Raw genomic sequence first — 22,753 nt, 5'->3', positions numbered from 1 at the left:
TCCTCTGGTGCTTGTCCTCAAGCGTCGTTGGAGCTGCCGATATCTCCGGGTAGTTCCAGCGTCATCCGCCTTCTTGTCAACGGGCAATCGAACTCCAGAAAGCGTGCGGTCAGTTGCAAAGAGCAGCTGGCCGGCTTGCCATACAGGCGGTCGCCAATAATTGGATGGCCAAGGTGGGCGAGGTGCTTTCTGATCTGGTGTTTTCTGCCTGTTTCAATATCCACGCTGACCAGCGTCGAGTGATCTGGCTCGCTGTATGAGAGCGTGTTGATAACGCTTATCGCTTCCTTGCCATCGATGGGCTGGTTGACCCGAAGATTCTCGGCGTCGAGTTTGCCGATCACCTGGGCCTCATATCGCTTGGTCATCTGCCGGCCAGAAAACAGCTGGGACAGGGCGCCGGCAGCTTTTGTGTCATGGGCAATGAGCATCAACCCGGCAGCGTCGGCGTCCAGTCGGTGGATCAGGTGGCAGTCTCGCTGGAGTTCTTGTTCTGCCCATCTAAGCAGGCTGCAATGGTCCCCCCATTGTGAGCCCTGGGACAGCATGCCGTGGGGCTTGAACCATGCCGAATAGCGCTTGAAGTCGGCAATGAGCTGTGCCGGTGGAGGGGTTCTGGCTAGAACCGTGTCATCGTAGTACAGCTCCAGCCGTGTCCCGATTTTCACCTCGCGCTTGGCCTTGCGCAGACGAACCCGCTTGCCTTTCTGTGTCCACCAACAGGCGCCTTTGGCCATGGCGTCCTTAATGCGCTGCTTGGGGAGGTCGGAGGCTGCGCTGAGTGCGTCGACGGCTGTCTGAGGGCGCTCTGCGGTGAGGTCGATGATTGTTCTCATAGGCGGGTTCCGGAAAATGGCCGGACATAAAAAAAGCCAGTTCCTACGTCTTCCGTAAGTAACTGACTTTAATTCAGGGATTGGTAGGACCACCCAGATTCGAACTGGGGACCTCTACCATGTCAAGGTAGCGCTCTAACCAACTGAGCTATGGTCCTATCCCGTAACGGGGACGCACTATACTGATTCTCCATTTTTCGGTCAACAAATTTTTTGGGCTGGTACTTGTGTGCCATGGCAGTAGGTGGAACTCCGTGCTCAGACGTTGGTAAAACCGGGATTTGGTGCGCCGGTAGCTGGTCTTATATTCGTCTGCCGCTTTCATGGGTTCCCTGTTATGGAGGTGGGTGAGGTTACATTTGTTCTGGAATTCAGTATCTTGTGGTACTGAGGCTGAGTGAGTCACTGGGCCTTCCCGAATTCAGAACTCCTGCACACAGTGAGACGTCAGTTATGCGGTATCTGCAAACGTTCAATCGTCGCCTTCGCCAGGTTCGGGAAACTGGCCGGCTCTCCCATTGGGATGTGGCGCAATTGTGCGGCGTAGACGAGGCGCGGGTGAAAAGCTGGGAGGCCTCGGACGCCCGGCAGAGAAGTTATCCAGGTGTGACGGAGCTGCTGGATTTTTGCATCAAGACAGAAACGCCGCTGGAGGAGTTGCTGGATCTGGAAGAACCGGGCGGAGACGGTCAGCTTGAGCTGCCCGGTCTGGCATTCAGCAACAGTGACGACCTGTTTGAGGCACTCAAGGAGCTAGAACAGGAGATCAAGCGGGTTCAGCTGACGGATGAAGAGTACGATCTGGTGCGCCGGTTCCGTCATGCTTCCAACAAGAGCCGGCGCCAGGTAATGCAGGCACTGGGGCGCTAGGCGCGCCCTCAGGAATTATTTTCCTTTCTTGTACACGTTCTCGTAAACGTAGTTCGTGGCCTCCACAAAGCCATCGATACTTCCGCAGTCAAACCGACGTCCTTTGAACTGATACGCCAGTACGCAACCATTCTGCGCCTGATGGAGCAGGGCGTCGGTGATCTGTACTTCGCCGTTCTTGCCGGGCGGGGTCTGTTCGATGATTTCGAAAATGTCCGGAGTCAGGATGTAGCGGCCAATGATGGCGAGGTTGCTGGGAGCGTCTTCGGGTGCTGGTTTTTCGACCATGTCGGTAATGCGGTAGAGACCGTCCTTCATTGGCTCACCGGCAATCACACCGTACTTGTGGGTCTCGTCTTCGGGAACTTCCTCGATCGCCACGATGGAGCAGCGGAACTGGTTGTAGAGCTTGACCATCTGGGCCAGGACGCCGTCATCCCCCTCAGGTCCCATGCAGAAGTCGTCTGCCAGTACCACGGCGAAGGGGTTGTCCCCGATCAGGTTGCGCCCGGTGAGGATTGCATGCCCCAGGCCTTTCATTTCGTTCTGCCGGGTGAAGGCAAACGAACTGTGGTTGATCAGATCGCGAATGGAGGTCAGGAGGTCTTCCTTGCCCGAGCCAGCAATCTGGTGCTCCAGCTCGTAGCTGATGTCGAAGTGGTCCTCAATTGCCCGCTTGCCACGGCCGGTCACAAATCCAAATTCATGGATGCCCGCCTCCGAGGCTTCTTCAACGCCGTATTGCACCAGCGGCTTGTTCACAATCGGCAGTATTTCCTTGGGCATGGCCTTGGTGGCTGGTAGGAAGCGTGTACCGTAGCCGGCCACGGGAAACAGGCACTTTTTAATCATTTGGATATCCTTTTTTTCCTTGTCAGTCAGGGCGCGAAACGCGCGGCTTACTGAGATTTATTCACGAACTGTGCCGAGTGTAGCCAAGTTGGTTCTGGATGTGGACAGTTGAAGCTTTTCATGTCGAAAAGTGGCTAAATTTTGCTCAAATAATTCCAATTTAATCAAATTGTTATTTTTGGAAAGCAGCTCTGGTTTTGCGGCCTCCCAGCCAATAAATTGCCGCCTGGTTGGTTTTTGAACAGTTCTGCGCGGATCGTGCAGGCGGGTCGCAAACTCAGGTAGGCGTGTGAAGAAAGTTTCAATGTTTGCACTGTTGTGGTGCGTTTTATCGGGGCAGGCATGGGCGACGTCGTCAAGTGACGGTCTCCCTCATTGGCTGCAATCCCGGGTTGAGCTTTCGGGCGCGTCGGAGAAAAGCAGCGACAACTTTAGTGGTCATCTGAATCTGAACACCCGGGGACTCTTTTTTACCGACCACGTGTTTGGGGTGAAGTTCAAGAACGGGGTCAGCCGTCTTGCCGATCAGGACTCCGATAATCTTGGCTTTAGCTACGGCTTTCCGATGGGTAGCGCGCGAGTTGGTGTTGAAATGCTGCGTCGTGATTTTGAGGGTGACACCACGTCCGGCGGTGAACGCTTTAATCACCGGCAGGACCAGAAAGCAATGGCAGTTTCCGTTGCCCGCCCGCTCTTCACTTGGAATGATCTCCGTTTCAAAACCGTTGTTCGCCACGCAAGTGAGTATGAACAACGATTCGAGGCCGGCAGCTGGGATGAGAGCGCTAATGAAGAGCGCTCGTCCCTGACGGTTGATGCTTATGGGCGCCGAGATCTGCCTGCTGGTTTCAGTGCGAGCACCCGTCTTGCGGTATCCGCGGGTTCCGAGTTCCATCGGGTCGAGGATTCAGCCGGGGTGGAGGAGTCGTCTGCGGTTTTCCAAAAAGCCTCCCTGTCCTCGTCAATCAGCCGTCCTTTGAATAACTGGCTGTTTGCTCTGGACGGGCATTACCAGATTGCGCCGTCTGAGTTGCCGAGTCGCGAGCACGTGGTTGTTGCGTCGTCGTCAATGATATCCGGGTTGAATGGCAGTTCGCTGTCCAGCCCTGAGGGCGGGTGGCTGAAGCTCAAGGCAGACAGCCCCTTGCTCAAGGTTCCTGGCGCTAAAGGCGTTCAGAGCAAGCTGCAGCTTGCTGCGTTGCGCGGATGGATTCCGGGTAACGAGGCCAATTCTGGCCAGTTTGGGCGGGCAAGCTCTGTTGAGGCTTCCCTGCAGCTGGAATCCCGAAACGTCGAAACGAACCTTTCCGTAGGCCGCATGGTTGAGTCGTCTGGCCATTCCATTGAGCAACCAGACTCCCCCGATTTTTCACTTTCCGTGCGCGTCACGCTCTAACTGAACGCACTCCCGCGCCGCCTGAGGGCGGCGTTCTTTGTTCTCTCTTCTATACTCCTCCAACCGTTGGCCATGCTGGTCGGCTGTGTTGTCGACAAAATTTCCGCCCGACTGCGTTAGTTTGTTGACAAAAAATGCCGTTGGGCGTAGTTTTCTTCTCGAAAACACTTTTATTGTTAACAAAATATGTCTCAAGCGGCAATTCAGTCCCAAACCCGAGCCGATGAAGCGTTTGATTGTCTGCAAACGTCGATCGTGAAAGGTGAACTTGCACCGGGCGAAAAAATTGGTGAAGTGGAGCTCTGCTCCCGCTTCAATCTCACTCGTGGCCCGCTTCGGGAAGCGTTGGGGCGGCTGGAGTCCCGGGGGTTGCTGGTGCGGCGGCCTCATGCTGGCGTGAAGGTGGTTTCTCTCAGTGCCAGCGAACTCGTTGAACTCTATCGAATTCGGGAGGTCATGGAGGGGCTGGCTGCCCGTCAGGCCGCAGAGCGCATGACGGATGACGAAATTGCTGATCTGAAGGCAACCCTCGACAGTCACGAACGGATGATCGACGAGGCCCGTGGCCAGGCCTACTACCAGGCCGAGGGCGATTATGATTTCCATCACCGCATCGCGACAGGAAGCCGGAACACCAAACTGGCGCAAATGCTTCTGGGCGACCTTTATTACATGGTTCGCATGTATCGCTACCGCTTGAGTACGTCCGCAGGACGCCCGCACATGGCTCTGGGTGAGCATCGTCGCATTGTCGAGGCAATCGCCCAGAGAGACGGCGAACTCGCCGAATTTCTGATGAAGCGGCATATCAACGCCGCGCGCCTGAATATTGAGAAAAAAATCCAGGAAGGTGTCTTAACCATCTAGTGGGATCGGATGTGGAAATGGCATTCCGATACAAACACAGCATCAAACAAGAGGCTTATAACATGTCCACCAAACTGACTCCCGGCGCCCGTTTTCGTAAGGCCCTGCAAGAGAACCAGCCCCTGCAGATTGTGGGCACCATCAACGCCTACGCCGCCATGATGGCCGAACGCGTTGGCCATCAGGCCATCTACCTTTCCGGTGGTGGTGTCGCCAATGCCTCCTATGGATTGCCGGATCTGGGAATGACCACCATGAACGATGTGGTAGAGGATGTTCGCCGGATCACGAACGCCACGGACCTGCCTTTGCTGGTGGACATCGATACCGGTTGGGGTGGCGCGTTCAATATTGCCCGCACCATTCGAGAGATGGAAAAAGCCGGCGCTGCCGCGGTTCATATCGAAGATCAGGTAGCCCAGAAACGCTGCGGACACCGTCCAAATAAGGAAATCGTCTCCAAGGAAGAAATGGTCGACCGTATCAAGGCCGCTGCCGACGCTCGCCAAGATGAGGATTTCTTCATCATGGCTCGTACGGATGCGTTCCAGAAAGAAGGTTTGGAAGCGGCCATTGATCGCGCCAAGGCCTGTATTGAAGCTGGGGCTGACGGCATTTTTGCCGAAGCAGTTCATGAGCTGTCGGACTACCGGGCGTTCGCCGATGCGCTGGATGTGCCTATCCTCGCGAATATCACCGAATTCGGTGCCACGCCGCTCTATAACAAGAAGGAGTTGGCAGATGCAGGCGCCGGCATGGTCCTGTATCCGCTCAGTGCCTTCCGGGCCATGAACAAGGCAGCGCTTGCGGTCTATCAGAACATTCTCGAAAAAGGCGATCAAAAGGATGTGGTAGACCTCATGCAGACCCGCATGGAACTCTACGATTTCCTGAACTATCACGAATTCGAGCAAAAGCTGGATCAGCTGTTCGCCCAGAACAAGTCGTAAACCACGAAAGATTAAGGGAGAGAGACAATGGCAGAAGCAAAGAAATTAGGTGGTGCCGGGCTGCGTGGCCAGGTGGCGGGCGAAACGGCATTATGCACCGTGGGTAAGACCGGTGCTGGTTTGACCTACCGTGGTTACGACATTACGGATCTGGCGGAAAATGCCCAGTTTGAAGAAGTAGCCTACCTTCTGCTGCGCGGCAAACTGCCCAACCAGCAGGAGCTGGACGAATACAAAGCCAAGCTGCAGAGCCTTCGTAGCCTGCCGGATGCGTTGAAGCTGGTACTTGAGCAGATTCCCAAAGACGCGCATCCGATGGATGTGATGCGGACCGGTTGTTCCATGCTGGGTAACCTGGAAACCGAGAATGACTTCAGCGAGCAGGACGACAAAATTGACCGAATGATGGCCGTGTTCCCGGCGATCATTACCTACTGGTATCGGTTTGCCCAAGAGGGAGTTCGTATTGATACCGCGAATACCGAAAGCGACTCCATTGGTGGTGTGTTCCTGGAGCTGTTGCATGGCAAAAAGCCGAGTGAGCTCCATGAGCGCGTTATGAATGTCTCGCTCATTCTGTACGCGGAGCATGAATTCAACGCTTCCACCTTCACCGCGCGGGTTTGCGCCTCGACACTCTCCGACATTCATAGCTGTGTGACCGGCGCTATCGGCTCTCTGCGCGGTCCGTTGCACGGTGGAGCCAACGAAGCGGCCATGGCACTGATCCAGAAGTTCCAGACGCCGGAAGAGGCAGAGCAGGGCCTGATGGGCATGCTGGAGCGGAAAGAGAAGATCATGGGCTTTGGTCACGCGATCTACAGCGATTCCGATCCCCGTAACGCGATCATCAAGAAGTGGTCTGAGCAGTTGGCCGAGGAAGTGGGGGATACCGTGCTGTATCCGGTATCGGTCCGTTGTGAAGAAGTGATGTGGCGCGAGAAAAAGCTGTTCTGTAACGCCGATTTCTTCCACGCATCCGCCTATCACTTCATGGGCATTCCGACCGAACTGTTCACGCCGATTTTCGTGATGTCCCGGGTGTCTGGCTGGGCGGCTCATGTGAAAGAGCAGCGTGCCAACAACCGCATTATTCGCCCAAGTGCTGACTACACAGGGCCGGAATCCTGTGAGTGGCAGCCCATTGAGAAGCGGGCCTGATTCATGGCCTGGGCACCCTGAACCGAGGGTGCCCTTTCTGTTTCTGTCAAAGCATTCTTTTGTGAGTTTTTGATCATGAATACCCAATATCGCAAGCAGCTTCCCGGATCCGAACTCGACTATTTCGACACCCGGCAGGCGGTCGAGGACATTCAGGCGGGAGCCTATGACAAACTGCCATACACCTCCCGAATTCTTGCCGAGCAGTTGGTGCGCCGCTGCAACCCCGAACTGTTGACGGACGCGCTAAAACAGCTGATCGAGCGCCGCCGTGACCTGGACTTTCCCTGGTACCCGGCGCGTGTGGTGTGCCACGACATTCTTGGCCAGACGGCACTGGTGGACCTGGCCGGACTGCGTGATGCCATTGCCGAGCAGGGCGGTGATCCCGCCAAGGTTAACCCGGTGGTGCCAACCCAGCTGATCGTGGATCACTCGCTGGCGGTTGAGCATGCCGGTTTCGAGAAGGATGCCTTCGAGAAGAACCGGGCTATCGAGGATCGTCGGAATGACGACCGTTTCCACTTTATCAACTGGACCAAAACCGCGTTCAAGAACGTGGATGTGATTCCCCCTGGCAACGGCATCATGCACCAGATCAATCTGGAGAAGATGTCGCCGGTGGTACAGGTTCGTAATGGCGTCGCCTTCCCGGACACCTGTGTGGGTACCGACAGCCATACCCCGATGGTAGATGCTCTTGGCGTTATCTCCGTCGGTGTTGGTGGCCTGGAAGCCGAGAGTGTGATGCTGGGTCGTGCTTCCATGATGCGGCTTCCGGATATCGTTGGTGTCGAGTTAACCGGCAAGCTGAAACCTGGTATTACCAGTACCGATATGGTTCTGGCGCTGACCGAGTTCCTGCGAAAAGAGCGTGTCGTTGGCGCCTATCTGGAGTTTTATGGTGAAGGCGCTGACAGCCTGAGCGTGGGCGACCGTGCCACGATTTCCAATATGACGCCGGAGTATGGCGCCACGGCGGCGATGTTCCACATCGATGGCCAGACCATCGATTACCTGAAGCTGACCGGCCGCGATGATGAGCAAGTAGAGCTGGTCGAGAAGTACGCCAGGCATACAGGACTCTGGGCGGACAGCCTGAAGAGCGCGGAATACGAGCGCGTCCTGACGTTTGATCTTTCCTCCGTTGAGCGTACGCTGGCCGGTCCCTCCAATCCTCACGCGCACTTGCCGACATCCGAGTTGGCACAGCGCGGCATTGCCGGTGAGTGGGAGCAGGAAGAAGACAAGATGCCGGACGGCGCCGTCATCATTGCCGCTATCACCAGCTGTACCAACACTTCCAACCCTCGCAACATGGTGGCGGCGGGCCTCATTGCCCGCAATGCCAACAAGTTGGGCCTGACTCGCAAACCCTGGGTCAAGTCGTCTCTGGCTCCGGGTTCCAAGACGGTCAAAATGTACCTGGAAGAGGCCAACTTGCTGCCAGAGCTGGAAGACCTGGGCTTTGGTGTCGTGGCGTTTGCCTGTACCACCTGTAACGGCATGAGTGGAGCGCTGGATCCGAAGATTCAGGAAGAAATCATCGATCGCGACCTTTACTCAGTGGCCGTACTGTCCGGCAACCGTAACTTCGATGGCCGGATTCACCCGTACGCCAAGCAGGCGTTCCTCGCATCACCACCGCTGGTGGTGGCTTATGCGATTGCCGGAACCATCCGCTTCGATATCGAAAAAGACGCGCTTGGTTACGACAAAGACGGCAACCCCGTCACCCTGAAGGATATCTGGCCGAGTGACGAAGAGATTGATGCCATCGTCAAGAGTTCGGTAAAGCCGGAGCAGTTCCGTCAGACCTACATCCCGATGTTCGATGTGACCAGGGAGGCCCAGGCTGCCAGTGAACCGCTTTACCAGTGGCGTCCGCAGAGCACCTATATCCGCCGCCCACCGTATTGGGAAGGCGCACTGGCTGGCGAGAAATCCCTCAGGGGTATGCGGCCACTGGCGATCCTGCCGGACAACATCACCACGGATCACCTGTCGCCGTCCAATGCCATCCTGGCCAGCAGTGCGGCTGGCGAGTATCTGGCGAAAATGGGCCTGCCGGAGGAAGACTTCAACTCCTACGCGACCCACCGGGGCGACCATCTGACTGCCCAGCGGGCCACATTTGCCAACCCGAAACTGTTCAATGAAATGGTGACGGACGACAGTGGCAACGTTAAGCAGGGCTCCCTCGCTCGGGTCGAGCCGGAAGGTACGGTCACCCGGATGTGGGAAGCGATCGAGACCTATATGGCCCGCAAGCAGCCTCTGATCGTTATTGCTGGCGCTGACTACGGGCAGGGCTCCTCCCGTGACTGGGCTGCCAAAGGTGTGGCTCTGGCTGGCGTGGAAGCCATCGTGGCGGAAGGTTTCGAGCGTATCCATCGCACCAATCTGGTGGGAATGGGAGTTATGCCTCTTCAGTTTGAAGAAGGAACGACGCGCAAGACGCTGGCTCTCGACGGAACCGAAACCTTTGACGTCGAGGGTACGCCGGCTCCCCGGGCCCAGTTGACTCTGGTCATTCATCGAAAGAACGGAAGCACCGAGCATGTTCCGGTGATCTGCCGCCTGGATACGGCCGAAGAAGTCTCCATTTATCAGGCTGGCGGCGTGCTCCAGAGGTTCGCCAAGGACTTCCTCGAAGCTGAGGGGGCTGCATGACACACGCACCACAAATCAAGGTCCCCGCAACCTACATGCGGGGTGGGACGAGCAAGGGCGTGTTCTTCCGGCTGCAGGACTTGCCGGAAGCAGCGCAGGTCCCGGGCCAAGCCCGGGACAAGCTCCTGCTCAGGGTAATCGGCAGCCCGGACCCCTACCAGAAGCAGATCGATGGAATGGGCGGGGCTACCTCGAGCACCAGTAAAACGGTGATCCTGTCCGAGCCCACCCAGCCGGGGCACGATGTTGACTACCTGTTTGGGCAAGTGTCGATCGACAAGCCATTTGTGGACTGGAGCGGGAACTGCGGGAACCTCACGGCTGCTGTTGGCGCGTTCGCCATTAACAGCGGGTTTGTTGATGCTGGGCGGATTCCGGAAAACGGAATCTGTACTGTACGAATCTGGCAGGCAAACATTAAGAAAACCATTATTGCCCACGTACCTATCACGAAAGGCAAGGTCCAGGAGACCGGAGATTTCGAGTTGGATGGTGTCACTTTTCCTGCAGCTGAGGTTTTGATCGACTTCATGGACCCGGCCGACGGGGAGGGTTCCATGTTCCCGACCGGGAACGTGGTTGATCAGCTGGAGGTGCCGGGTGTTGGTGTGTTGAATGCGACGATGATCAATGCCGGCATCCCGACCATTTTCATCAACGCCCAGGAGATCGGATACACCGGCACCGAGTTACAGGATGCCATCAACGGAGATCCGAAGGCACTCGCCATGTTCGAGACAATTCGGGCCCATGGGGCGGTGCGGATGGGGCTGATTTCCAGTGTTGAAGAAGCCGCGGCTCGACAGCACACGCCCAAGGTGGCCTTCGTCGCTCCGCCGTCGGATTATGTGTCCTCCAGTGGTAAAGATATTGGAGCCGATGACATTGATGTTCTGGTTCGCGCTCTATCCATGGGCAAGCTACACCACGCCATGATGGGAACGGCGGCTGTCGCCATCGCAACGGCCGCCGCCGTACCGGGCACGCTGGTGAATCTGGCTGCAGGCGGGGGAGAGCGGCATGAGGTGACCTTTGGTCATCCCTCAGGGACGTTGCGGGTTGGTGCTTCAGCTCGGAAAGACGGCGACGCGTGGGTGGCAGAAAAAGCCTCCATGAGTCGAAGTGCCCGTATCCTGATGGACGGCTGGGTTCGCGTCCCTTCGGACCATCTGGCCTAGCGCTATCGTTGCCTGAAGTACCGTCGGCAGCGATCGGCGGTACTCCAGGTAAAGGCCCAACTGAGATTCGGATATTCTCCCGTTTCCCCACCACTTTGCAGCAAGGCCCGGTGCATCCATTGATGCCAGGGTGATGGCTGCTCCGAAAACTTTGTTCTGCCAATTAAGCACGGGGACGATAGTCGTTTTCAGAACTTTTCCCTTGTTTTCCGGCGGCACGATTCTGGTCAAAGCGTACTAATTTCTGTTGTTTTTCCTTTTTCGGCTAGTGTCAAGATTATTTACAGGCTGCTCGCTGCCTTGGGGGGCTTGATGTCGCCTCTAGAACTAGCGTACCAAACGTGATACAGGTGGTTGCAGTTACAAAAAATTGCATTACACTCATGCTTGTTTCGACGCTTCGTTGCAAAGGATGAACGGGGCCGTAAAAGATAACAAAAGGAGTCGACGTGGCTCACGTCAGATTGTTCAGGCATTACATTCACGTGCCCTTTGTCATTCTGGGCCTGATCGACTTCTCCGTGTTGGTCTGCAGTTTTCTGCTCGCTACTTTTTTTCGTTACTTCGGTGACGATGCCTATTTCTTTGAAAACCTCTCCCTGATCCTCCCTTCCGCTGCGGTATTTTCCTCGGTCAATCTTCTCACCATGATTGCAGTCGGGGTTCACCAGTCCCGACTGGAAGAGGGGATGTCTGGCATGATGCTCAGGACCATCATGGCGCTGGTGATCGGGATTCCGGCCGCCGGTTTCTCTTATCTTCTTGCCAGCGAGTGGCTCTGGTACCTGGGGTCGAGTGGCGTATTGACCGCTGCTTCCGTGTTCGGGTTCTTCCTGCTGGGTATTGTCCGGTATGTGTTCTTCGCTGTTGCGGGCAAAGACGCCTTCAAGCGTAAGGTGCTGGTGCTCGGCTCCGGCTTTCGTGCTCAGCAGTTACTTGAGGATTTGAAAACGCCGTTTAACCGTAAAGGTTTTACGTTAACCGGTTTCGTACCGCTGCCGGATGAAAAAACGGAGGTCCCAGAAGAGTTTTTGCTCCATCCGGCGACCACTCTGCAGCGTTATATCCACGAACATCCGGTCAGTGAAATCGTCGTGGCTGTCGATGATCGCCGTAAGGGGCTGCCGATGGAGGACCTTCTCGAGTGCAAGATGGAAGGGGTGAAAATCGTTGAAGCTCTGTCGTTCTATGAGCGCGAGTCACGCAAGGTTGCCCTGGAAATGCTCACTCACGGGTGGCTGGTTTTCTCGGATGGGTTCACCGTGTCCTCGGTCTTTGGTTTTGGAAAGCGCTCACTGGACATTCTTGCCTCGCTGGCACTTCTGATTGTATCGCTTCCCCTCATGGTGCTTACGGCTATCGCCATCAAAATTGAGGATGGTCTGAGGGCGCCGATTTTTTACAGCCAGGAACGTGTCGGACTGAATGGAAAAGTGTTCAAGGTTCATAAGTTCCGGTCCATGGTTACGGACGCTGAGAAGAACGGTGCTGTCTGGGCGAGTAAAAATGATGCCCGGGTTACCCGTGTCGGGGACTTTATCCGGAAAGTGCGAATCGACGAATTGCCCCAGATTTTCAACGTGCTGAACGGTACGATGGCTTTTGTAGGCCCGAGGCCCGAAAGGCCAGTCTTTGTTGAGGAACTCTCGGAAAAAATCCCATTCTACAGTGAACGACACCGGGTAAAGCCGGGTGTAACGGGTTGGGCACAGCTTTGTTTTGCCTACGCAGATAATGAAGAAGACACCAAAGAAAAGCTGCGTTATGACCTATATTACATCAAGAATCAAAGTCTACTTTTGGATTTGTTGATTATAATTCAAACAGTAGAAGTGGTACTGTTCAAAAAAGGATCGCGGTAGTTCGGGGGCGGTGTTCGTCCTCCCATCGCGAAAAAGCAAGGATTGATTAAGAGGATTTTCAATGTCAAGGAAGTTCCCTATCGCAGCTGTTGTTGTCCTGCTGTCAGCTGCTCTGGCGGCAGGTTGTGTCGGTCCCTCAGCCTCTTCAAGGGATAAAATCCAGAGAGCCCTCAGCGTCAATACCACGACAAGCGTCGACGAATACCTGCTTGGTGCCACTGACGTGGTGCAGGTTTCTGTCTGGCGCAATGAAGACCTGAGCATCACCGTGCCGGTCAGGCCGGACGGAAAGATCAGCGTGCCGCTGGTCGGCGATGTGCAGGCAGCGGGTCGAACACCACAGGCCCTGGCCGACGACATAGAAAACAGCCTTGCCAGATACATACGCCAGCCACAGGTCAGCATCGTTGTCACCTCCATGGGAAGTCATGAGTTCAGCCACCGCGTTAGGGTCACCGGAGCTGTCGAAGCGCCGCTTTCCATGCCTCACAGGCCTGGCATGACAGTGTTGGACATTGTGCTGAGTGCAGGTGGCACGACTCCTTTTGCCGCGCTCAACAAATCTATGCTGTATAGGAAAGTAGGTGGTGAGATTGTCGCTATTCCTATACGACTGGAAGACATTTTGAACGACGGAGATGTCTCCACCAATTACGCGATTCGTCCGGGCGACATTCTCAGTATTCCTGAGCGAAGTTTTTGATCGTTGAGGTTTTGGGCGAGTTCAAGCAAAAACCAACCGTAGGTATGTAGCTTATGCCAGTGCCTCTCTCCCAGTTGCCGAGCGAAGTGATTAGGGAGGTCGGTAGTCGAAAATGGCTTGCTTTACTGATCTTCGTGCTTGTGAGCTTCGGTGTTTTAGCTGCGGGCTTTTTATGGCCCTACAAATACACATCTGAAACCGTCATCTTTATTGACGATAAAAACATTATTCAGCCCCTGATGGAAGGCAGCGCCGTTACCACGGAGATCAATGATCGGGCGTCCGCGGCGCAGGAGTTGCTTTGGGGCCGCAGTGTGATTGAGAAAATCGCCAAGGACGAAGAAATTTTTGGCGAAGACGCTGCGGATATATCCCGGGAGAAACTTGAGGCTAGGGTTGCGGGTTTACGAACGAATATCGAGGTTGTCCCTCGCGGCGACAGCTACTTCTCTATTTCCTATAAAGCCCGGTCGCCGATGCGTGCATTTCAGATCGCACAGAAGGCTGCTCAGCTTTTTATCGAGGAGACGAGTGAGCGTAAGCGGATTGAAAGCCGCAATGCCTACGATTTTATCAACAAGCAGGTAAAAAGTTACGAGGTTCAGTTGGCTGCTGCCGAAGAGCGGCTCAAGCAGTTTCTTTCGGAGAATGTCGAAGGGACGGAAGGCGAGGCCAATGATCGATTGGCGAACCTCAGGGCTGAACTCGAACAGGCGGAAATGGAAAAATCCGAGTTGGAGACTCGTGCCGTTTCCCTTGAGAATGAGCTTGATCGGCTGAACCCAATGATTATGCAGGGGCAGTCTGCTGATGCCTTCCAAAACCGAATCAGTGCCCTGGAAGAGCAGTTGGACAATCTCCGCCTCAAGTACCACGACACCTACCCGGATATCGTCATATTGCGTGAGCAGCTTGAAGAGTTGCGCAAGCAGCGAGCGCGGGCCATAGCCAATGGAGAACCGATTCAGTCCCTCGCTGGCGAAGCAATTGCAAATCCGGTTTACCAGGAAGTGCAGTCAGAACTTACTTCAACCAGAGCAAACATTCAGACGATCAGTACCAGAATTCGGTCCTACCAACGACTTCTTGATGAGCAAAGTGAGCGGATGGAGCGTGTCCAAGCAAACAATGCCCAGTACGCAGAGCTTACCCGGGACATGGAGGTTAACAAGGAAATTTATGATGACCTTCTGAAGCGGCGTGAAAGGGCTCGGGTTTCCATGCATCTGGATGTTGAAGGCCAGGGCCTGAACTACCACATCAATGAAAAGGCTCAGTTCCCACTCTCAGCCTCCGGGCCACAGTTCTCCATGTTTGCTGTCGCCGGCCTCTTTTTGGGATTGGCCGCGCCATTCGGGCTGGTTGCCGGACTTTTGCAGATCGATCCCAGAGTCAGAGCCCGAGAACAGCTGGAAGAAGAAATGGAAATTCCGGTCTTGGTTCAGCTGCCGGAGGTAAAGACCCCCTTTGAAAAACGGCGTGACAGCCGAGTGACGACATTAGTGGGCTTGTTGGCTGTCGTTGCGGTTGTTGCATACCTGGCAGTGGCCATAGCTGGTGTGATGGGAGTGATCGGATGAGTGAACGGAAAGGTACCAGCGGCCCTCTTAGGGACCTCAACGAGGAGCTGTCAGAATCCAGCAATGAAGAAAGACCAGCCAATAAAGAAGGTAACTACTGGCTTAGAAAAAAGGGCGAGTTGAACAAGGACGGGGTCCCATATGGGGAGTGGGATGATTCTCGCATGTTGGTGCCGAGTTCGCTGGAGTTAGGCCCGGGCGCAGTCGACCGCTACGTCATCAGTAAACAGATTGTCAGAATGCAGGAGCCTCGGAGATTAACGCCTGGCGACATGGATGAGCGGCGTATAATTTATCCGGAATCCAGCAATATGGCTCTGGTCAATCGATTTCGGGATTTGAGAACCCGATTGCTTGAGAATTCCGGTGGCAACAACTTCACCATGGTTGTTACTGGTACAAAAACGGGCGCCGGAGCCTCTTTTGTTGCACTTAACCTGGCTGCTGCTTTCGCGTTTGATCAGGCGAAAACTGCCGTTATCATTGATTGTAACCTTCGCGAGCCCACCCTCCACTCAACACTGGACGTGTTACCAGAAGCCGGGTTAACAGATTTTCTGGACGAGCCGGATCTGGATATCTCAAGAATTATCTACCCGACGGGTATTCCCAGGCTAAGGCTTATCCCCGCAGGCAATCGAAGAGAACACCCGGGAGAGTTTTTTACGTCGTTTCGAATGAAGCAGTTTCTAATGGCCGTGAGGCGCCGGTATCCCGACAGGTTTATTATCCTGGATACGGCACCGGTTACTGAATCGCCTGATGCAAGAATTCTGGCAGAAATCTGTGATTACTCGATGCTGGTTGTTCCCCATGGTGGCGTCACTTCGGGAGTGGTCGAAAATGCGGCGGCATCGTTCAATCCAAAAAAGTTCGTTGGAGCCGTGATAAATGGGTGAGCCAAGGATGGGCAGGGGATTTCTACAGGTTTTAGCCGTCCTGCTGGCGGCATCGACAATGCCGGTGAGCAGCGTTAGTGCTGCTCCGGCCAACGTGTCGCTGGGTTTTGATTCGAGGTTGACGAGTAATGCTCGAAAGAGCTTTCAAGATGAAGTGGTTGATGTTGAATCACGACTTTTGCTCGGAATAAGCCATTCCTCGGATACCGGCCGATGTGATTCGGACCTGATTTCCCAGGCGCGTTATGAGCGCTGGCTTGATGAAACTTTTGATCCCGAAGTGGCAGGTTATTTGAACTTCATTGCTGATTGCAGTCTCGGCAGCAACGTTGTCTGGCGTTTCGAGGATTACCTGGATGACGTGCTCCAGAGTAGCCGCGCTGCTGGCACTCCCGATCAGGAAAGCCAAAAAAACATTTTTCGCACCGGCCCCATCGTGACTTTCAGGCTCACCTCTGTCGATGACCTGTTTTTCTCCTTGCAATACGAAAATACAGAGTACAGGGAACCCTCGTTTACCGATGGCAATAGGTATACGGGGACTGTTGGTTGGAACCACTCATTCAGTCAGTCCTTTACTGCCGGTCTCAGCGCCAGCGCTGAACGTGCAATTCTGGATACAGAGGAAGAAATTGATAAGTTGACGCTGTCGATTCCTCTAACAAAGGAATGGGCTGCAACTCGTATGGCGGGTTCGATTGGTTACAGCCTGCTTGAAACATCTTTTATTGATCGTGTTCAGGAAAGCGAAGGATTCGTCGGAAGTTTCAGTCTGCTCAGGGACATCAATCCGACCACATCACTGTCGATAGAGGCGAGCAGTGAGCTGACGGACCAGACATCAGACTTTGACGTTCGTTTCGGCGAAGTCATTTTTGACCTGGAAGAAACCAGTGCGGTTCAAGTGTCGGCGATACAGATCAAACTGGAGAAGCGTTTCGGTGCTGGATCCTCTCTCTCTGGCATTCTGTTCGCCAACCAGACGGATTACCTCGATATTGGCAATCAGGAGACCGGGGAAGGCGTTCGGGTTGAGTTTTTACAGCCAATCACACGTCAGATGAATGCTCGGTTTGAAGGCTCCTACGACAACAGAAGCTATACGGTCGACGAAACAGAGGATCAGGGACTTCGTGGTGTGGCGGGAATAGATTTTCGGTTGAACAGCCAGCTGGAGTTTGTGAGCCAATTCGGTTTTGAGCAACGTAGAAGTGATGTAGATAACCGGGGCTACGACGAAGCCTGGTTCTTGTTCGGCTTGGAATACAACCTTTAATTCGCTCGATCAGCAAACCGAGGACAGGGAAACCGTCGTGAGCAGTGAAATCAGAAATGCGCTTACTATTGATGTCGAGGACTATTTTCAGGTCGCAGCTCTGGCGGAAGCGGTTGACCGGGACGATTGGCCGCAGATGGAGTATCGGGTCGAATCCAACACGGATCGGCTTCTTGAGCTATTTGAACGGTTTGATACGAAGGCAACCTTCTTCGTGCTCGGATGGGTAGCCGAGCGTTCGCCTCGCCTTGTTCGTCGGATACAGCAAGCCGGTCATGAAATCGCCAGCCATGGCTACAGTCATCAGTTGGTCTATTCCCAAACAGAAAAAGTGTTTCGAGAGGAAACACGTAGATCCAAGGCCATTCTCGAAGACATCACCGGGGCGCCTGTTACAGGATACAGAGCCGCGAGTTATTCCATTACGGCCAAATCACTCTGGGCGCTTGATGTGCTCTGTGATGAGGGGTTCACCTGGGATTCTTCGATATTTCCCGTTCACCATGATCGGTACGGTATGCCTGGGACCCCTTTCACCCCTTACCGAATTCAGGCCCCCAACGGTGGCCAGTTGACGGAATTTCCACTCTCCACCTGTTCCATTGGTAGTTATCGCCTACCAATTGCAGGTGGTGGCTATTTTCGACTGTTTCCGTACTGGTTGAGTCGGTGGGGGTTGGGCCAGATTAACCGGCTTGGAGAGCCGTTTATCTTCTATTTGCACCCCTGGGAAATTGATCCGGATCAGCCACGGCTCGACGTGAAGGCATTTTCTCGCTTCAGACACTATAACAATCTTGACCGCTGTTATGGCCGATTGGAGAAATTGTTGGGGGACTTCAGTTTCGGACCGGTTTCGAAGGTGTTGTCAGGTTCAAACATTCCCTTAGAGCCAGTTGCCGTCTGAGGAGTTCCACTTCATCCGGGGAAGGTGTATGCAACTGGAGAGCGTCTCTAATCCTCACGAAGAACTGGAATCTCGTCTTTCCTTTCTTCAAGAGGAGAACAAACGCCTTGGCAGGTTGGTTGATAAGGCCCGAGAGTCGACGGCGCCCGCTGAAGATTTGCTGGGTGAATTACAGAGAAATATCAAAGAAATAAAAGCCCTAAAGAAACGTGTAAAGCAAAACCAAAACAAATCTATTGAAAAGTCCTGGTCTCCGCCCAAAATTTCTGTGCCGCAGGCGATCCTCAATCAATCGGTGACGGAACCTCTTGAGGTGAAAGTTGCGAGTCATAAGCATTCCTTGCCCATTGACCAGTACGTGGCTGGCCACCCAGCCGGGTCCATCTGGCATAGTCCTGCTGTGACCTCTTTCATTGGGGCGACCTGCAAACACCAGATTCGCTACTTTTTGGCGATTGATAAGCGCGATCAGGTGGTCGGAGTACTCCCGGTTACCCAAATGAACAGTTATCTGTTCGGGAATTTCATGGTTTCCGTGCCCTACTTCAACTACGGGGGAGTGCTGGCAGACAATCGAGATGTGGCTCGAAAACTGATTCAGGCTGCAGATTGCTGGCGAGCAGAGATGCAGTCAAAACATATGGAGTTGCGGCACTTTGGGGACAGTGGATTAGGGCTCCGCCAACGTACTCACAAGGTTACTTTTTGGCTACCACTACCCACGAATCCCAGGGACCTTTGGGATAGCTTCAGACCGAAGCTCCGGGCACAGATCCGCCGCGGTCAGAGGGAGTCCATCGAGTTCAGTATCGGCGGAGCAGAGTTCCTGGACGAATTTTATCGAGTATTTGCCATCAACATGCGAGACCTCGGAACGCCCGTTTATGGACGCCCCTTTTTTCGTAACCTGCTCGACAGCTTGGGTAACAATGTCTGGCTGGTTATAGGGAGAATGGATGGTAAAGCAGTCACATGTGCGTTTCTGACAGGATTCGGAGACAGGATGGAGATTCCCTGGGCATCCAGTCTTCGTAGGGTTAGCCAAACCGGGGCAAATATGGCGATGTATTGGCGCATCCTTGAGTTTGCGATGGAGCAAGGCTTCCGCTACTTCGATTTTGGTCGCTGCTCGCCCGAGTCCGGAACCTACAAATTCAAAAGGCAGTGGGGAGCCCAAGAGCTTTCCATGCATTGGGATTACGTCTTGCCAGAAGGCGGAGAGTTGCCGGCGCTGAACCCCGATAACCCAAAATTCAAGATGGTCATAGAAGTCTGGCGAAGATTGCCTGTGTGGATTACCAGGTTGATTGGGCCCAAGATCGTGAAGTCGTTACCTTGATGTTATTCATGGATTAGGATTCTCAAATCTGGGTCCGCATCGTGAACCGTGGGGACTGTCACCCCGGCCTGCCAGGGGCATGGAGGTTTTTTTGGAATGAAGGAATATTCCCAAGCAACCGTTCTGCATCTGATTGATACAACAGGGCCTGGGGGGGCGGAAACGGTTTTTATCAACCTTTTGCGGCACTTTCAGAAAGCCGGTCAGCGTAACCTTGTAATTTTGAGAGGTGAGGGCTGGGTCGCTGACAAGGTTCGCGAGGTCGGTATAGAACCCCATATTATCGACTCAAAGGGAAGTTTTAACCTCAACTATATTAATGTCCTGAGAAGGTTCGTTTCTCAGGAACGCGTGGGCCTGATTCATGGCCACCTCTTGGGCTCCAATGTGTATGGGGCTTTACTCGCGTTAATCTGCAGAAAACCCATGATTGCGACCTTCCATGGAGCGGTCGACGTCGCAGCGAAGGAGCGATTCCTTCGCACCAAATTTTTCTGCATCGGCAGGGGCGCTTCGAAAATCATTTGCGTATCGAAACGTCTTCAACAGGAGCTCACTGATCGGAGCACGCTTCCCGAGAGCAAACTTAAGCTCATATACAATGGCGTCGATCCAGACTTATTTTCTGGATCTTCGGACAAGAATCTCAAGGCGGAACTGGGATTGGACCAGGATTCGATCCTCACCGTGTCGGTGGGAAACATTCGGCCTGCTAAGGGGTATGAATACCTCGTTGATGCGGCGATCGAAATGGCCACGGTCGAGCCGAAAATGCATTTCGTGGTGGTCGGACACCAACGAAAGGGGCTATTCGAAAAGCTTCAGAAACGAGCTGAATCGTCCGCCAAAGGCGTGCCTAATATCCATTGGCTGGGGTTTCGGGAGGATATAAGAGACATCCTCAGACAGGCAGATGCATTTGTGCTTCCCTCAGTATCGGAAGGTTTTTCGATATCAACGGTAGAAGCCATGATGGCCGGCACCCCCATCGTTGCCACTCGAAGCGGGGGGCCGGAGGAAATCGTCGATGACCATCAGACTGGCATGCTCGTTCCTGTCAGGGACCCGGCGGCAATTTCCGCGGCTCTCATGGAGTTAAGAAACCAAAAGGTAAGGGAAACGATAACCCGGTGCGCAGCGGAAGTGGCCAGGGAAAAATTTGGGCTCTCCCGCATGCTGCGTGAGTATGAGAGCCTCTACAGGGAACTCCTTGGGAACCAGTCCTATGATGAAAAGTGTCGCACTTAGAGCCGCTAACCTCCTTGGCGAAACCGGCGTTTTTCGCTTGTGCTGTGCTCCGTCTGTACCCGTTTTCATGATTCACCGGGTTGCGACAGACGGTACAAAGGCGCCGGGAAGGCTGTCGTTAAACACGTTGCGGCATCACTTGAGCTACCTGCGGGACAGAAACTATCAGGTGCTTTCAATGGAGGACCTCTGGCGGTTTATCGCTGAAGGGCAGTCCATTCCGTCGAAATCTGTGGTGTTTACCATAGATGATGGTTTCGCAGATCACTCGGAGCTAGCCGCAAAAGTATTCGATGAGTTTGGATACGTACTCAATTTTTTTGTCATCACGGGCTTTCTGGACAAGAAACTGTGGCCCTGGGACGATCAGCTTTCCTACGGGCTGGCGCATTCGGAACGGAAAGAGGTGAAGCTACAGCTTCCCTCGGGTGATTGTTATTCCATTGACCTGAATGCGAAGAGTAAAGGCCAGCAGATCCGGGGCCTGCGAGATCGTCTGAAAAAGGAGACTCAAACCAAGGTGTACTCTTGGTTGGAGTCCGAGTTGTACAAGCAGTTGGATGTTCCTTTTCCAAAAGATATCCCTGAAGACTATTCTCCCATGTCCTGGGATGATGCAAGAACCCTGGTTCGGAACGGGCACGGCGTATATCCCCATACCCATTCTCACAGGATCCTGGCGTCACTCGAGCCGGGAGAACAGGCGTTCGAAATCAGGGAGTCCTTCCGCCGAGTGGAGGATGAAGTTGGTGGCCCAGTGAGAGTGTTTGCTTATCCAACCGGAAGAAGATCAGATTACGACTCCATCGCTATCGAGTATCTTAAGAAAGCGGGAGTAAACATGTCGTTCAGCACCATTCCGGGGTATGTAAGGGAAGGCGGGAATCCTTATGAAATTCCAAGATTCTCGTTGCCTGAGGACCATGATCAGTTTAAGCAGATCGTAAACCGGTTTGAGGCATTTAAGGAAAGGCTTCGGGCGATTAGATAACTTTGTTTCGAACTATTCTGAATACTCGTAATGCGGTGTTTTTCATCGTATCCCAAGAATACTTGAATGCCGGAACCGGGTCTCTCCAATAGAAAAGAGCGCCAACCCGTTGACGTCTTAATAGACCGAGATAAAGCCATGCGATCGCAAGAACATTCTCGCGATTCTCCAATCTGGCGATAAGGTCACCCAAAAAATTCCAGTAAATCCGATTATTTTTCTGAGGTTGAAAATCAACCGAATCACCATTCGCAATCCTGGCGGATGCCAGCACATTATTGATTCCACAACGGGTGTCGAACCAATTACACATTCCGAGGCGGGGATTCGTTTCGATGTAGTAGTACTTCCCGGATGACGGATCCCTTTTGAATTCGATCATAGCGGGTCCCGTATAGCCAAGGGCTCTCCCGATGCGTTCGCATTCTTCCCGCAGAGTCTGGTTGTCGCGGCTGATAGCGAGCGACGTGACGCCATAGTGGGAAGGCATCGTGCCGAGCCGGTTAAATACAAAGCAAGAGCTCAAATTCTGGTTCAGATCAAAAGTAACATTGCAGACCCAGAGATTGTTATCGTCGCCAGGGATGATTTCTTGGGCGATGAATTTGTCCAGCTGGCCTTTGAATTTTTCTCTGAATTCATCTGCCGCCTCCGGACTATCCAGAACCAGGTTCTTTGAGCCCAGTGCTTCGTATTCGCGAAAGGATCGTGGTTTGACGAGAACCGGAAAGGATTCCGGGGGCGAGCTTTCCAGGTGGTAATAGGTCTTGGGCAACGTTACTCCGCCGGAATCCATGACCTGACACTCCTGCCTCTTGTCATTGAGAATGTTGGTGGCTTTCGATGTCGGACCGATAAGGTGGTGAGCTGAATACCCGCTGTCTTTCAGTTGCCCAATCAGTTCTGCGGACGAGTCTGAGCAAGCCAAAACGACCCCGGGCGCCCCCTCAGTACTGCGTATTCGGTCCAGAACAGGCCTTACCTCAGAAACCGTAGGATTCAGCGGGATGAGCTGGAAGGGCTTGCTGTATCGGCTATAGGCGGTGAGGTCCTTCGGGTTGGCCACAAGCGTGTATGTCTTAATTCCCGCATGAACAGCTGATCGTACTGCACCGAGGCCGTTCAACCCGTTTGCAAGAATAATGACGTAGGCTTGTTCCATGAA

At 53.9% G+C, this 22,753-nt stretch carries 19 protein-coding genes and 1 tRNA gene; 16 read left to right on the top strand and 4 right to left on the bottom strand.

Annotation, left to right across the window (positions count from 1 at the left end; all coding sequences use genetic code 11):
• Positions 1-17 precede the first annotated feature (17 nt).
• On the bottom strand, positions 18-836 hold the full coding sequence (locus tag QVZ43_RS11955) for an RluA family pseudouridine synthase (protein WP_302910123.1): 819 nt from the start codon (positions 834-836) through the stop codon (positions 18-20).
• An 81-nt stretch (positions 837-917) separates the two neighbouring features.
• Positions 918-994 (bottom strand) — tRNA-Val (locus QVZ43_RS11950).
• Positions 995-1,289: 295 nt separating this feature from the next.
• On the opposite strand from QVZ43_RS11950, the gene QVZ43_RS11945 reads away from it, so the two are divergent.
• A complete protein-coding gene (locus QVZ43_RS11945; RefSeq protein ID WP_223793338.1) occupies positions 1,290-1,706 on the top strand; it encodes an XRE family transcriptional regulator in 417 nt (138 codons plus the stop codon).
• A gap of 15 nt (positions 1,707-1,721) precedes the next feature.
• Here QVZ43_RS11945 and galU read toward each other — a convergent pair whose 3' ends face one another.
• A complete protein-coding gene (galU, locus tag QVZ43_RS11940) occupies positions 1,722-2,558 on the bottom strand; it encodes a UTP--glucose-1-phosphate uridylyltransferase GalU (RefSeq protein WP_223793339.1) in 837 nt (278 codons plus the stop codon).
• 304 nt (positions 2,559-2,862) lie between these two features.
• Here galU and QVZ43_RS11935 point away from each other — a divergent pair, with 304 nt between their 5' ends.
• The 15 genes from QVZ43_RS11935 (at position 2,863) to QVZ43_RS11865 (ending at position 21,588) form a co-directional block, all read left to right on the top strand.
• Positions 2,863-3,954: a ShlB/FhaC/HecB family hemolysin secretion/activation protein gene (locus tag QVZ43_RS11935; RefSeq protein ID WP_302910122.1), complete on the top strand. Its 1,092-nt coding sequence runs from the start codon at positions 2,863-2,865 to the stop codon at positions 3,952-3,954.
• Positions 3,955-4,140: 186 nt separating this feature from the next.
• Positions 4,141-4,821 (top strand): GntR family transcriptional regulator, encoded by a 681-nt coding sequence (locus QVZ43_RS11930; protein WP_223793341.1) that lies wholly within the window; start codon positions 4,141-4,143, stop codon positions 4,819-4,821.
• A 62-nt stretch (positions 4,822-4,883) separates the two neighbouring features.
• Entirely contained in the window at positions 4,884-5,771 is an 888-nt protein-coding gene (prpB, locus tag QVZ43_RS11925; protein ID WP_302910121.1) for a methylisocitrate lyase, read from the top strand.
• A gap of 27 nt (positions 5,772-5,798) precedes the next feature.
• Complete coding sequence (gene prpC / locus QVZ43_RS11920) at positions 5,799-6,932, top strand: bifunctional 2-methylcitrate synthase/citrate synthase (protein ID WP_302910120.1); 1,134 nt, start codon at positions 5,799-5,801, stop codon at positions 6,930-6,932.
• Positions 6,933-7,007: 75 nt separating this feature from the next.
• A complete protein-coding gene (gene acnD / locus QVZ43_RS11915; protein ID WP_302910119.1) occupies positions 7,008-9,605 on the top strand; it encodes a Fe/S-dependent 2-methylisocitrate dehydratase AcnD in 2,598 nt (865 codons plus the stop codon).
• Complete coding sequence (gene prpF / locus QVZ43_RS11910) at positions 9,602-10,783, top strand: 2-methylaconitate cis-trans isomerase PrpF (RefSeq protein ID WP_302910118.1); 1,182 nt, start codon at positions 9,602-9,604, stop codon at positions 10,781-10,783. The genes acnD and prpF overlap by 4 nt, the downstream gene beginning before the upstream one ends.
• A 449-nt stretch (positions 10,784-11,232) precedes the next feature.
• The gene (locus tag QVZ43_RS11905; RefSeq protein ID WP_302910117.1) at positions 11,233-12,645 is read left to right on the top strand and encodes a TIGR03013 family XrtA/PEP-CTERM system glycosyltransferase; all 1,413 of its coding nucleotides are present in this window, start codon (positions 11,233-11,235) and stop codon (positions 12,643-12,645) included.
• Positions 12,646-12,706: 61 nt separating this feature from the next.
• Positions 12,707-13,348: an XrtA/PEP-CTERM system exopolysaccharide export protein gene (locus QVZ43_RS11900; RefSeq protein ID WP_302910116.1), complete on the top strand. Its 642-nt coding sequence runs from the start codon at positions 12,707-12,709 to the stop codon at positions 13,346-13,348.
• A 74-nt stretch (positions 13,349-13,422) separates the two neighbouring features.
• Positions 13,423-14,928: an XrtA system polysaccharide chain length determinant gene (locus tag QVZ43_RS11895; protein WP_302910115.1), complete on the top strand. Its 1,506-nt coding sequence runs from the start codon at positions 13,423-13,425 to the stop codon at positions 14,926-14,928.
• Positions 14,925-15,827 (top strand): P-loop NTPase family protein, encoded by a 903-nt coding sequence (locus QVZ43_RS11890; protein ID WP_223793349.1) that lies wholly within the window; start codon positions 14,925-14,927, stop codon positions 15,825-15,827. Before QVZ43_RS11895 ends, QVZ43_RS11890 begins: the two co-directional genes overlap by 4 nt.
• The gene (locus QVZ43_RS11885) at positions 15,820-17,103 is read left to right on the top strand and encodes a hypothetical protein (protein WP_302910114.1); all 1,284 of its coding nucleotides are present in this window, start codon (positions 15,820-15,822) and stop codon (positions 17,101-17,103) included. The genes QVZ43_RS11890 and QVZ43_RS11885 overlap by 8 nt, the downstream gene beginning before the upstream one ends.
• A 37-nt stretch (positions 17,104-17,140) precedes the next feature.
• Complete coding sequence (locus tag QVZ43_RS11880; protein WP_302910113.1) at positions 17,141-18,010, top strand: XrtA system polysaccharide deacetylase; 870 nt, start codon at positions 17,141-17,143, stop codon at positions 18,008-18,010.
• Positions 18,011-18,038: 28 nt separating this feature from the next.
• Entirely contained in the window at positions 18,039-19,349 is a 1,311-nt protein-coding gene (locus QVZ43_RS11875; protein ID WP_302910112.1) for a FemAB family XrtA/PEP-CTERM system-associated protein, read from the top strand.
• 96 nt (positions 19,350-19,445) lie between these two features.
• Entirely contained in the window at positions 19,446-20,597 is a 1,152-nt protein-coding gene (locus QVZ43_RS11870) for a glycosyltransferase family 4 protein (RefSeq protein WP_302910111.1), read from the top strand.
• Entirely contained in the window at positions 20,575-21,588 is a 1,014-nt protein-coding gene (locus QVZ43_RS11865; protein ID WP_302910110.1) for a polysaccharide deacetylase family protein, read from the top strand. Before QVZ43_RS11870 ends, QVZ43_RS11865 begins: the two co-directional genes overlap by 23 nt.
• Here QVZ43_RS11865 and QVZ43_RS11860 read toward each other — a convergent pair.
• A complete protein-coding gene (locus tag QVZ43_RS11860) occupies positions 21,581-22,750 on the bottom strand; it encodes an ATP-binding protein (protein WP_302910109.1) in 1,170 nt (389 codons plus the stop codon). The genes QVZ43_RS11865 and QVZ43_RS11860 overlap by 8 nt on opposite strands.
• Between the last annotated feature and the right edge of the window lie 3 nt (positions 22,751-22,753).

It is taken from the genome of Marinobacter suaedae, assembly GCF_030519635.1.
Taxonomy (GTDB): Bacteria; Pseudomonadota; Gammaproteobacteria; order Pseudomonadales; family Oleiphilaceae; genus Marinobacter; species Marinobacter suaedae.
This window is presented reverse-complemented; position numbering and strand designations above follow the sequence as displayed.